The organism is Marinobacter sp. JSM 1782161 (assembly GCF_011421605.1).
Lineage (GTDB): Bacteria > Pseudomonadota > Gammaproteobacteria > Pseudomonadales > Oleiphilaceae > Marinobacter_A > Marinobacter_A bohaiensis.
Map to the genome: position 1 here is coordinate 174846 of NZ_WSSA01000002.1, position 12300 is coordinate 187145.

Below are 12300 nucleotides of genomic sequence, written 5' to 3' on the forward strand. Positions count from 1 at the left end.
GGAAGGGCAATGACGAACACAGTCCATACGTTGGGTGATATCGCCGAGGCGCTGGGAGGCCGGGTCATCGGGGATGCCAGCACCGAAATCTCGGGCATGGCGACGCTCCAGAATGCCGGCGCCGGCCAGATATCCTTTCTCTCCAATCCTTCCTATGGGCGTTTCCTCAAAGAAACCGGCGCGTCGGCGGTCATCGTCGCCCCGGGCATGGCTGATGAGTGTCCGACCAATGTCCTGTTACTGGACAATCCCTACCTCGGTTATGCTCGTTTGAGCCACTGGTTTGATCCGGCACCCAAGCCCGGAGCAGGCGTTCATCCGTCGGCGGTCGTCGATCCGGCGGCCACTGTTGCAGACTCGGCGGCCGTTGGGCCCAACGCGGTGATCGAGGCGGGCGCCACGATCGGCGAGCGCGCTGTGATTGGTCCTGGTTGCGTCGTTGGCGAACGGTCCTGTGTGGGGGACGACACCGTCCTGGAAGCCCGGGCCGTGCTCTACCACGACGTTAGCGTGGGGCAGCGTTGCCTCATCCTCAGCGGTGCCGTTATCGGCTCGCATGGGTTCGGCTTTGCCAACGAGAAAGGCGTCTGGCATCGAATCGCCCAGTTGGGCGGTGTGGTGATCGGTGACGATACTGAAATCGGCGCCAACACCACCATTGACCGCGGCGCGCTGGACGATACCGTGATCGGCAATGGGGTCAAAATCGACAACCTGGTTCAGATCGCTCATAACGTCAGCATCGGTGACCACTCGGCCATGGCGGCGCTGGTCGGCATTGCCGGCAGCACCAAGGTGGGGCGGCATTGTGTGTTCGGCGGTGCAAGCGGTATCGGTGGTCACCTGGAGATCGCCGATCAGGTGCAGTTGACCGGTATGACGATGGTGACCCGCAGCCTGAAAGAGCCCGGCGTCTATTCTTCGGGGACGGGTGTGGATACAAACAAGCGGTGGCAGAAGAGTGTCGTGCGGTTCCGCAATCTGGATCAGATGGCGCGGAAATTGCGCGAACTGGAAAAGAAACTGCTTAAACGAGCCTGAGGCCGTACCTGATGATGCACATTGAAGAAATCATGGAATTCCTGCCCCACCGCTATCCGTTCCTGCTGGTGGATCGCGTCACGGAAGTTGAAAAAGGGCAGTCCATCGCCGGATACAAGAACATTTCCATCAACGAGCCGTTCTTTAACGGGCATTTTCCGGGCAAGCCGATCATGCCGGGTGTCCTGATTATCGAGGCGATGGCGCAATTGTCCGGCATTCTCGGGTTTGTGACCGTTGACCGGAAACCGTCGGATGGCGTGATACACTACCTCGCCGGCTCCAGTAAGGCCCGCTTCAAGCGACCTGTCGTGCCGGGAGACCAGTTGCGGCTTGAGTCCCGTTTTCTGTCGGACAAGCACGGCATCTGGAAGTTTGACTGCCGTGCGCTGGTCGGCGAGCAAGTGGCCTGCGTCGCGGAAATCATGACCGCTGAGAGAGAAGTTTGATGGCGACAAAGGTTTGGTCGGGAGTCCATCCTCAGGCGATTGTCGACCCGTCTGCAAAGCTGGGCAAGGACGTCACTGTCGGCCCGTGGAGCTTTGTCGGACCAGACGTGGAGATAGGAGACGGAACCGAAATTCTGTCCCACGTCGTGATCAAGGGGCCGACTGTGATCGGCCGCAATAACCGCATTTTCCAGTTCTCCAGTATTGGTGAAGAGTGCCAGGACAAGAAGTACGCTGGCGAGCCCACCACACTTGTGATTGGTGACAACAATGTCATTCGCGAGAACTGCACCATCCACCGCGGTACGGTGCAGGATCGCAAAGAAACCCGCATTGGCAGCGACAACCTGCTGATGGCCTATGTCCACGTGGCCCACGATTGCGTGGTCGGCGACAACACGATCCTGGCGAACTGCGCCACCCTGGCCGGTCATGTATCGGTGGGGGATTGGGCCATCCTGGGCGGTGGCACCATGGTGCACCAGTTCTGTCATATCGGCGCCCACAGCATGAGCGCCGGCGGCAGCATCGTTCTCAAGGATATCCCGGCTTATGTGATGGCCAGTGGTCAATCGGCGTCAGCGCACGGGTTGAATGCCGAAGGTCTGAAACGTCGTGGCTTCTCGCGGGAAATCATCTCCGAGCTGAAACGGGCCTACAAGGTCATCTACCGTCAGGGGCTGACTCTGGCGCAGGCCATCGAGACGCTCGAAAAGGACTTTGCCGAATCCTCGGAAGTCCGGATGCTGACCGATTCCCTCCGAAACGCCCATCGCGGCATCGTTCGTTGACGAAATGGCCGTAACCCTGGCGGCTTCCGTCGACGAACAGCCGGTGGAGTCTTCTTCTCCACCGGTGATCAGCGATCGACACCTCACCATTGGTATCGTGGCTGGCGAAGCGTCTGGCGACCTTCTCGGTGCCGGTCTGATTCGTTCGTTGCGTAAACGCTATCCCAATGCCCGCTTTGCCGGCATCGGCGGTGAGCAGATGGAGGCCGCCGGGTTTCACTCACTGGTTCCCATGGACCGGCTCTCGGTCATGGGGCTGTTCGAAGTGCTGGAACGTATTGGCGAGCTGGTGTCGATTCGCCGGCGGGTACGAGACTATTTCCTGGCGACACCGCCGGCGATTGTGATTGGTATCGACTCACCGGACTTCACCATCGGCCTGGAGCTTCAACTACGCCAGGCCGGCATCCCCACTGCCCATTACGTCAGCCCGTCGGTGTGGGCATGGCGGCGCAAGCGCATCTTCAAGATCGCCCGTGCGGTGGACAAGATGCTGACGCTGTTTCCTTTCGAAGCACGGTTCTACGAAGAACACGGCGTGCCCGTGGCCTGCGTCGGCCATCCACTGGCGGACGATATTCCGCTGACCCCGGATACGGTGGCCGCTCGTCGCGCCCTCGAGCTGGAGCCCGGGCAGCCGGTGCTGGCGATTCTCCCCGGCAGTCGGGCGGGGGAGGTCGATCGGCTGGGGTCGCTGTTCCTGGCGACGGCGCACTGGATTCAGCAACGGCGCGATGATCTGCAGATCGTCATTCCCTGCGTCAACAAAGCCCGGCAGCAGCAACTGCGAACGTTGCTTGATGAGCAGGACGTGCAGCTTCCGGTCAAGCTGGTTCTGGGACGCTCCCGGGAGGTTATGGCTGCCGCCGATGTTGTCCTGTTGGCCTCCGGCACGGCGACCCTGGAAGCCATGTTGCTGAAAAAGCCGATGGTGGTGGGTTATCGCCTCAACCGCATGACGTTCTTGCTGGCCTCACGACTGGTCAAGGTGCCCCACGTATCGCTTCCCAACCTGCTGGCGCGGCGTGAGCTGGTACCCGAGTTGCTGCAGGAGGAAGCCACCCCGGAAGCCCTGGGGCGAGCGGTGCTGGATCGCCTGAAACCCGGTCCTGACCTGGACGCGTTAAAACAGGCTTTTGCGGAATTGCATGAGACCCTGCGGCGCAACGCCAACGAGCGGGCCGCTGATGCCCTGGTGCCTGTAATCGAGGGGAAAGAACGTGGCCTCTAAACCACTCCCGCCGTTTGTCTGTCGTTATCAGGGGCGCTTGCTGGCCGGCGTCGACGAGGTCGGTCGAGGCCCGCTAGCCGGACCGGTGGTCACCGCCGCGGTCATTCTCGATCCGGAAAAGCCGATCGAAGGGCTGATGGATTCCAAGAAACTGACGGAGAAACGTCGGGAGGCCCTCGCCGAACAGATTCGCGACCGAGCCATGGCCTGGAGTCTGGGGCGTTGTGAAGTGCATGAAATCGACCGGCTCAACATCTACCAGGCGACGATGCTGGCCATGGAGAGAGCCGTCGGTGCGCTGGGGCCGGCTCCCGAGTTTGTGTTGGTGGATGGCAACCGGTGTCCGCGCTGGCGCTGGCCCAGCGAAGCGGTGGTGAAGGGCGATGGTCGTGTCGCTGCTATCTCGGCGGCCTCGATCCTGGCCAAGGTGGCGCGGGACCGGGAAATGGTGGAACTGGATCGCCAATATCCAGGTTACGGTCTCGGTGGCCACAAGGGGTATCCCACTGCGGCGCACCTTTCGGCCCTGACGGAGCTGGGGGTGACACCGATCCACCGCCGCTCCTTTCGTCCGGTGCGTGAAGCTCTCGACGCCGTTGGTGTCGCCTCCGGGGAGAATGCGCCGGTTTTCCCGGCTGACCTCTTCGATGCCTGACGGCCGTCAGGGCGACGGGGCGTCGTATGCCCGTTTCATCTCGTAAAGCCTCTGATCCGCCAGTCTGATGACGTCGGCAACCGTTGCGTTCTGCTCGGGTGTGACGCTCGCCATACCATAGCTGAACTGGATGGCTGTTTTCGAGTCGCCGAAGCGGAAGGGAGCGTCCCTGAGAGCGTTCTGCATGCGTGACGCGACGCGGCTTGCGTTGTCCTCCTCCTGTCCCGGCAGAAGGGCGACGAATTCGTCGCCGGCAAAGCGGAACAAACTGTCGTCTCGCCGAAGTTGTGATTGCAGTTGCCGCGTCACATGGATCAGGCAGGCGTCGCCGGCTTCATGGCCCAGTTCGTCGTTGATGGCCTTGAACCGGTCCAGGTCGAGAAATAACAGGGTGATGGGGTGATTCTGACGGCGGCCACGGCTCAGTTCCTGTGCCAGCGCCGACTCCATTTCGCGGCGATTGCGCAACCCCGTCAGGGGATCCCGGGTAGCGAGCCGTTTCAACTGTTCCCGGGCCCAGATGCTGGTCAATCCCGCTGATGTCTTCACGGCCAGTTGGCGCAGGAAGAAAGCATCCAGTCCCGGTTGGTAACGGCTGGGATCCGCAGCGCCCAGAACCAGGGCGCCTACCGGGCGGCCTTCCATCTGCAAAGGAAGCAGGGCCAGCGACTGAATGCGGCTGCTGAGGTGAGCGGGAATCAATGCTCGCAGCGGGCCGCAATCGGCGCTCAGTAGCGGTTGCTCGTGGTTATCGACGAGTTGAAAGAACACCTGGGTGTCGACAATCAGTCGCTCGGAGAGTGCGCCCTGGGCGTCCATCAGCTCCATGATTCGACGGTTGTCGTCGATATCGGTGAGAACAAACCAGGCATCGTCCAGGTCAAACCGTTCGCGGGCCTGTTCGGTGAGGCGGTCTGCGAACGTCGAAAGATCCGGGGCCTGCATCATCGCCAGTTCCATATCAAAGAGTTTGCTGGCAATGGCCTCGTTGTGTCTGACGCGCTGGATAAGCGACTCAACCTGGCTCGATGTCGATTTTTGATTGTCGTTCTCGGACATATCGGATTGGTTTCTGCTGATGAATCAACGGAGACAGGCGCTACCCGGAACCTCTTGAATACCCCGTATCGGCCGATCAGGCAAGGTCTATCCGGAAAACAGCACAGCGTTTTGCAATGTGTGAAATCCGAAGTGAGAATACGTTGACAGGTGTGGGTTTGGGCCGTATTATACGCGCCACTGAGATCGAGGCGGTTAAAGGCAACGCTTTGATTTGCAAAGGTTTGATACAGGTAAGGCAGTCTGTTAGTACGTCGGGCTCGCCATACCTGAAAAAGCCGAAGGGAGTCATAACGGCCTTCGGGTTTGAGGCCGACCTTAAGCGCTATCGCTAAGTTTGGTCTGGGAAGAAAAGTTTGATGCGGGGTGGAGCAGTCTGGTAGCTCGTCGGGCTCATAACCCGAAGGTCGTTGGTTCGAATCCAGCCCCCGCTACCAATTAAAGTCCGAATGAGTCATTCGGCCGTTTCCGGGATCGATATCCAGATAGATCGGTCCAAGTAATTAAGCGGAGCGACAATCAGTTTGATGCGGGGTGGAGCAGTCTGGTAGCTCGTCGGGCTCATAACCCGAAGGTCGTTGGTTCGAATCCAGCCCCCGCTACCAATTGAAAAAGGCCAGTCGAATGACTGGCCTTTTCTTTTTTGTGCGCGAGGGATTTTAAAGCATCGCTTTTATCGCTCAGCATTCGGCGAAGTGATTGACGCAAGTGCTTTAGAGGGCTTGCTCCCCGGTGCCCATCGATAAAGGCCGATCGGGTGACCTGTCTTTTCCTCCTGTTGCCGAGTCGCCCGGCGTGCGGAGGGGCGCTGCTCTCGTCGGAGCGATCCATTCTTTCTTTTTGTCCTTACCTGTCCCCCGAAAACTGCAATGTCATGGGGAATCGCTCGATGCGCAGATTGTCGCGTTCCACCCATTCCGGACTGTCGCCCCGAAATCCGTTTTTCTCGAAGAGCGAGCGGGAGATACGGCTGGCGTCAACGGACAGTCCGGACAGGCCCTCCCGTTTTGCCGCGTCGATCATTTCCTCCAGAAGCGCCTGACCGAGTCCCCGCTGCGCAAAGTTCGGATGGGTGTAGAGCATGTTGATGTGACCGGCGGGGTGGCGCTGGCCAAAGGCGGCAATACGGCCGCTGTGCTGGGCAATGAGCGTCATTCCCTGGCTCAGGAGCTGGGCCACGGCGTGAGGGTGGTCCGCCCATCGGCGCCAGGCTTCGATTACTTCCGGCTCGTAGTGTCCGGCGCCAAGCACGGACACGGACGCCTCGTAGAGCTGGCCGATGGCGTGGCTGTCGAATTCCGGTCGAAAGCGGCGGATGGTGAAGTGTAGGGTGTTGGTCGTCATGGTCTGGTCGATTCGGTGATGTCAAAAAAATGGCTAAAAAATGATCTGCATAATGACGTAAAGCGCATTAATGGACGCGTAAAATCCGTACAGTGACCCCGTAACGTCAATCTTATGGTGTCATGTAATGGCAAATTGCGTCATTAAACGGTCAATGATCGCAGCGGTCGGTCTGTTTTTCTGCCTGTTTCTGGCCGGTTGCGGCGGTGGAGGTGGCTCTGACAGCGAGACTTCAACATCCGCCAGTCCCTCCGAGTCTATCGTGGTTAGTGGTGGCGCGATCAAGGGGGTCATCGGCCATGGCATCGTCAATGCCTGGAATATCACCCGGGATGGTCGTAGTGGTCGTTATGAGCTGGCTGGCAAGCTTGGGCGTGCCGTAACCACGGATAGCCAGGGCCGTTTCCAGTTGCCGATCAGCGGTAAGAAGGACGGCTGGGTCCTGGTCGAGCTGACGGCCGACAATGAAACCCGCATGACCTGTGACGTGGTGCCCGCCTGTTTTTCCGGAACGCCGAACGCCGTCGCCTTTGGCGAAACCTTTCCTCTTTCCGCCGGTTTCCGGCTGCGCGCGGTGGTCAACCTGACGGATTCGCGTGAAGTCTACCTGACGCCCTTGTCTTCCCTGGCGGTGGCGCTGGCCGGTGGATCCGACGAAGGGCTGTCTCCGGACGCCCTGTTGGCGGCCTATGGCGAGCTGGAAGCCCACTTTGGGTTGAGCGCCGGCACCCTGCAGTTGTCGCCCCCGGATCTGGTGCGGCTGGACGGGTTCAGCGGCAGCACCGACGCGATTCAACTGGCCGTGATCAACGCGGCGTTTCTGGCGATGGTGGATGGCACGACCTGGAGCTCGATCGACGAGGTGCTGGCCGACAGTGAGGCATGGGTGCAGTCGGAAGGCATGCTGCCCGACAGCGGTGAGGCGACGGCGCCGACTATTGAACAGCTTACCCTGGAGGCCGCAGTGATCTCCCAGGGGCTTCGGAGTGAGGTGGCCGACGGTCAGGTACTGGCGGCGCTGGACGAGGTCTCAGACCGGACTGAAGCCTTCTATGCGCTGGTCGCCGGAGCGGATCAGGGCGACGGGGCAGGCAGCGGCGAACAAAGTGGGGAAGAAAGCGTCGATGGAGGCACGGTCATCATCGATCGTTCGGCAACCCTGAGCTGGGAGGCGCCGTTGACGCGCCAGAGCGGCGTGAGTATCGCCATGGGCGAACTGCAGGGCTACGAAATCGTGTACGGCCAGAGCGCCTCAGCACTGACGCATAGCGTCGTGATCGAGGATGCCAGCCTGACGCAGTTCACCATCGAAAACCTGGCTGACGGCGACTGGTACTTCGCCGTGCGCGCGATCGATACGGAGGGGCTGGTCAGCCCGATGTCGGACGTCGTCAGCAAGTCAATTCAGGGATGATTCACTCGGGGTGATGGTGGCCAGAGGATCGGCCACCGGCAGGCGCAGGGTAAAGGAGGATCCTTCACCTTCACGCGAGTGAACGCTGATCTCACCCTTGTGCTTGTCGACCACCACCTTGACGAACGACAGTCCCAAACCCGCGCCCCGGTTACCGGACAGCTCCGTGCTCTTCTGCCGCCGGTAGCGGTCGAACAGGTGCGGCAACTCATGGGCGGCAATGCCCATGCCTTCGTCGGAAATTGTCAGGCAGACCTGGTGCCCGGCGCGGAACACCTGGATGGTGACCGTCGATCCAGCCGGACTGTACTGCACCGCATTCGTCAGCAGGTTTATGACCGCCCGCTCCAGCAGTTCCGCATTGCCCCTGAGCCAGATGTCGTCGGCGCCGTGCAGTGCCAGATCGATCCCCTTGCTCTGCGCCTGCTCGCTGACGCTGTCACGGGCGTTCTCCACCACGGCCAGGAACTCGCAATCGTAGAATCGCGTCTCGGTCAATTGTTCGGCGCGGGCCAGCTGCACAAATTCTTCGGCCAGTTGATAGCTGCGCCGTGCCAGATTGCCCAGGTGCTCCAGTTGCTCCGGGCCGATGGATTCCGGCCGGCGCTTGAGCTGGGCGATCAGGGCCAGTTGCGAGACCAGCGGTGAGCGCACGTCGTGGGAGATGAAGTCGATGGCCTCCCGGTGTTGGCGTTGCTGCTCGCGCAATTCGGAAATATTCGAGATGTTGGCAATGATGCCGTGCTGGTCGGCGTCTGACATGCTGAACGGTGCCAGGTGAATCAGCAGATCCATGCCCTTGACCTGCAGGTCGACGGTTCGCGTCTGGCCGAGGGTCAGGGTGTCGGAGATGGTTTCCTGCCAGGGTGCCGCGTCCCGCGGGTCGTGGGCGTTGAGCAGTCCGGGCAACGACATGCCGATGAGGCTCGGTCGCGGCTCGCCGAACCATTCCTCAATGTGGCCGTTGACGAACTGGATCGTTGCCATGGCGTCGGTCACGATGACGCCGTCGGGCATGCGCTCGAAGCCCCGGGCAATGAATTCCCGCATGTCCGTCAGGGATTCGATGGCACCCTGCACCCGTTCGATGCGGTCCCCGATGTTCTCGCCCGGGTAGTTCCTTTCCCGGCCCTGGAAATACCCGGGACTATCCAGTCGCAGGCGTTGCAGGTAGCGCCGGCTGGCCTCCCGTCCCAGGGAGGCGGGCAGCATCAGCCCCAGCTCGAACGACCGGTCGCCGCGAGCGAAGCGGATCCAGCTCTGATCGCCCCGGTGGGTCCACAGACCGCTCTCCAGCGACTTGGGGCGATCGCGCCTGCTCAGGCCATGCTGCGCCATGATCAGATCGTCCTGGGAGAGCCACCAGCCTTCGGCCTGGAGCAGCAGGCGTAGCTCCTCAACGATGCGGATCGGTTGCTGCTGGTGGATGTCTTTAAGGCCGAGGCCCGGATCGCGGCTGAGGATATCCAGTTGGCGGTTGAGGAAGGTGTTGAGGAGCGTCAGCCGGCGCGTGCTCCACAGCGGGTAGGCGATCAGCGGCACCAGTAGCGCCTGGGACACGGGCACCCAGGTGCTGGCGTGGCGGAACAGCAGGGTTACCGCCAGCAGGAGCAGCGCGCTGGTCATCAGGCATACCCAGAGCGTGTGAGACGGCTTGAGCTGGGGCAGGGCCAGGCTGATGAATACGATGACCGCCGCCGCCAGCAGGAACTGCTGGTAAGCCGGGATCACCAGCATCAGCTTGTCCTGCACCAGGGCGGAATAGGCGTTGGCGTGGAACTCGACCCCTGACATCGGGCTGGCCAGGCCGGACAGCGGGGTGGGCAGGACATCGCCGAACCCGGGCGCGGTGGCCCCGATGAATACGGTCTTGCCGGCGAAGCGTTCCATGGACACCCGGCCGGCCAGTACATCACTGTAGGACGTGGTGGGGATGGAGCCCACACGCCCGGCCAGCGGAATGTAGGCGTACTGGCTGCGCACGTTGACGTAGGGGGAGACCTGCTGGTCGTCGCGCAGTGAGACCCCTTGGGCGTGATCGGCCAACTGCGCCGCGGCCAGCGAAATGGCCGGCCACGAGGCGCGCCCGAGACCGCTGTAGAGGTAGAGCCCGCGGGCGATGCCGTCCTCGTCCAGCTCGACGTGGACGTGCCCCAGGGCCGCCGCGGCCCGGGTGAGTGTGGGGGTGGGGAGCTGTTCGGACAGCGGCGCGTCGGCCGAGGCCGGATACAGGTGCACCGGCAGGATCACGCTCCCCTGTTCGCGCATGGCCCGGGCCATGGTCGGATCTTCGGTGCCCGGCTCGGTAAACAGCACGTCGAACACCACGACCCTGGCGCCGGCGTCGCGGAGTCGGTCGATCAGTTGGGCGTGACGTGAACGGGGCCAGGGCCAGCGGCCCAGCTCGCGCAGGCTTTTCTCATCGATGGCGACCAGTTCCAGGCTGCTGGACGGCGCCAGGCTGGTGCTGAGGGCGAGGGTGTCGTAGAGCCACAGATCGAGACGCTGGGGGATGCCGGCGAGTTTCAGGAGGATCGCAATGCCTATCAGGGGGAGGGCCAGTTTCCAGGCAGTACGTGTCAGTCTGAACCAATCCCTTTGCATGCGTCTCGCTTGATACGGTCCGCGTCATGCGGATCAATTGACGAAAAGCTCCCTGCCCGGTCCCCATCGACCGTTGATCGGGCCTTCAGAAAGCGCTTTTAGGCGCACAAAATACCGTCTTCCGGGAATGAGGCGCAAGGCCGCCGTGGTGTCGGCGACGCTGGCTTCCTTGATAATACGCTGAAACGACGGGTCTTCGGAAAGCTGTAGACGGTATTCGTCGGCTTTATTGACCTGTTGCCAGAAGATACGGACCTGGCTGTCCACGTAGTTGACGTTGATGATCCGGGTGGGTGGCAGCGTTCCGTTGATCATCAGCTTGCGCGGTTCGCTGGTGGCCTGCGAGGTGCCGCCGGCCTTGGTGACCACACGCCAGTAATATTCGCCGGGTTCCAGGGCGCGCGACGGGATGGCGTTGCTGTCGGGGGCCCACTCGCTGGTGGCGACCAGCCGGCTGAAATCCGGGGACTCGGCGAGTTCGATGCGGCCCAGCTCGTTGTTGCCCTGGTAGGACCAACTGAAAGACGGCATCTCGTCGTCGAGTTTGGCGTCGGGGGACGGCTTGTCCAATGCGGCAGCCAGGGCTTTCTGGTCGACCGTCAGGCTTTTGGTGACCGGCATGCCCGGCGTGCCCTGGTGGCTGATCGCGGCGAGGCGGATCTCATACCGGCCGTTTTCCAGGTTGCCCAGGTTCAGCTCGGGGCGATGCGTGGTCTCGCGGGACAGCCAGTCGCCACTGTCGGCGTCGAAGATGTCCACCTGGTAGCCATTGGCGCTGGCAACGGCCGGCCAGGTAATAGGCAGCGGCAGCTCGTGTACGGTCGCCGGCAAATCGCCCGGTGCCGGAGCCGCGGGCAGGCGGCGTATGTCCACCGGGCTGCGGGTGCCTTCTCCGGCCGTGCCGCTGTATCCGGCCGGCACGCTCACGGTCCGTCCGGCAGGGCCGAATGCCACGCGGCCTTCGATGACACGCAGGTGCGTCTGCTGCCGGTTCGCCTGCAGACTGAACTTGGTGCCACGTACCGCGGCCACCGCCGATGGCGTGTCCACCTCGAAGCGTGAGCCGTCCTCGACCAGGGTTTCCACCTCGGCGTCGAGTTCCCCCCGGTCCAGGCGCATGCGGGTGTCGACCATTCCGGTTTTGCCGAAACGGGACAGGCGGTTGAAAACCAGATGGGTATCCCGGCCCAGGCGGATCAGCGAGCCGTCCGCCAGCTGCACCACCGTGAACCCTGAACCGGTGCGAATTTCATCGCCGGCCCGTAACTGGATGTCAGTCGTGAGAATGCGCCGCTTACCGTTCACCCCGTCAATGTGCTGGACCGGGCCGGACACTGTTACCGCACGAGCCGGCTCCGGCTGTTTCTCCAGCCAGTTGACCGGGATCCGCAGACTCTGCCCAGGGGACAGGTCGCGGGATTGCTGGAAGCCGTTGTACTGCATCAACTGAGCCAGCGTATGCGGTTCGGACAACAACTCGCGCGCCACCGTATCCAGGTTCTCTCCCGGACGCAGCGTGTAGCGCCATTCGGTGACCGGTGATGTCGGGTTGCCTGGGGTTGCGGTCAGTTGTGACCCCATGGCCACAGGCAGTTCGCCGCGAGTTGCCGGAGCGACCAGCATGGTAATCAGGCCGGCAATCAGGCCAGCTTGCCTCAGGCGCTGTGCTTTGTGGGGTCGCTGCAATGCGGGCATACGGCGTTTCGTCAATT

Annotated in this window: 10 protein-coding genes and 2 tRNA genes; 8 read left to right on the top strand and 4 right to left on the bottom strand. The window is 62.0% G+C overall.

Going from position 1 to position 12300, the window contains the following annotated elements; all coding sequences use genetic code 11:
- Positions 1-9 precede the first annotated feature (9 nt).
- Genes lpxD through rnhB form a run of 5 tightly spaced genes read left to right on the top strand, consistent with a single transcriptional unit; the run spans position 10 to position 4167 of the window.
- Positions 10-1041 (top strand): UDP-3-O-(3-hydroxymyristoyl)glucosamine N-acyltransferase, encoded by a 1032-nt coding sequence (gene lpxD / locus GQB00_RS00765; protein ID WP_111496565.1) that lies wholly within the window; start codon positions 10-12, stop codon positions 1039-1041.
- 11 nt (positions 1042-1052) lie between these two features.
- A complete protein-coding gene (gene fabZ, locus GQB00_RS00770) occupies positions 1053-1490 on the top strand; it encodes a 3-hydroxyacyl-ACP dehydratase FabZ (protein ID WP_111496564.1) in 438 nt (145 codons plus the stop codon).
- On the top strand, positions 1490-2281 hold the full coding sequence (gene lpxA, locus GQB00_RS00775; RefSeq protein ID WP_111496563.1) for an acyl-ACP--UDP-N-acetylglucosamine O-acyltransferase: 792 nt from the start codon (positions 1490-1492) through the stop codon (positions 2279-2281). Before fabZ ends, lpxA begins: the two co-directional genes overlap by 1 nt.
- Before the next feature lie 4 nt (positions 2282-2285).
- Positions 2286-3512 carry a lipid-A-disaccharide synthase gene (gene lpxB / locus GQB00_RS00780; protein WP_111496562.1) on the top strand — a complete coding sequence of 409 codons (1227 nt, stop codon included), beginning with the start codon at positions 2286-2288 and terminating at the stop codon, positions 3510-3512.
- Positions 3502-4167 (top strand): ribonuclease HII, encoded by a 666-nt coding sequence (gene rnhB / locus GQB00_RS00785; protein ID WP_111496561.1) that lies wholly within the window; start codon positions 3502-3504, stop codon positions 4165-4167. The genes lpxB and rnhB overlap by 11 nt, the downstream gene beginning before the upstream one ends.
- A 6-nt stretch (positions 4168-4173) precedes the next feature.
- On the opposite strand, the gene GQB00_RS00790 is transcribed toward rnhB, so the two are convergent.
- Positions 4174-5226 (bottom strand): DUF484 family protein, encoded by a 1053-nt coding sequence (locus tag GQB00_RS00790; RefSeq protein ID WP_165854896.1) that lies wholly within the window; start codon positions 5224-5226, stop codon positions 4174-4176.
- 360 nt (positions 5227-5586) lie between these two features.
- Between GQB00_RS00790 and GQB00_RS00795 the strand changes: the two genes are divergently transcribed.
- Positions 5587-5663 (top strand) — tRNA-Met (locus GQB00_RS00795).
- A 91-nt stretch (positions 5664-5754) separates the two neighbouring features.
- A tRNA-Met gene (locus GQB00_RS00800) sits at positions 5755-5831 on the top strand.
- A 241-nt stretch (positions 5832-6072) separates the two neighbouring features.
- On the opposite strand, the gene GQB00_RS00805 is transcribed toward GQB00_RS00800, so the two are convergent.
- Positions 6073-6570, bottom strand: coding sequence for a GNAT family N-acetyltransferase (locus GQB00_RS00805; protein WP_165854897.1), 498 nt, complete (start codon positions 6568-6570; stop codon positions 6073-6075).
- A 262-nt stretch (positions 6571-6832) separates the two neighbouring features.
- On the opposite strand from GQB00_RS00805, the gene GQB00_RS00810 reads away from it, so the two are divergent.
- Positions 6833-7984 (top strand): fibronectin type III domain-containing protein, encoded by a 1152-nt coding sequence (locus tag GQB00_RS00810; RefSeq protein WP_165854898.1) that lies wholly within the window; start codon positions 6833-6835, stop codon positions 7982-7984.
- Here the strand turns inward: GQB00_RS00810 and GQB00_RS00815 are convergent.
- Together GQB00_RS00815 and GQB00_RS00820 are read right to left on the bottom strand one after the other, a co-directional pair.
- A complete protein-coding gene (locus GQB00_RS00815) occupies positions 7970-10588 on the bottom strand; it encodes a CHASE2 domain-containing protein (RefSeq protein ID WP_165854899.1) in 2619 nt (872 codons plus the stop codon). The two genes, GQB00_RS00810 and GQB00_RS00815, sit on opposite strands and share 15 nt — an antisense overlap.
- Positions 10589-10621: 33 nt before the next feature.
- Positions 10622-12283 (bottom strand): FecR domain-containing protein, encoded by a 1662-nt coding sequence (locus GQB00_RS00820; protein ID WP_165854900.1) that lies wholly within the window; start codon positions 12281-12283, stop codon positions 10622-10624.
- Positions 12284-12300: the final 17 nt, after the last annotated feature.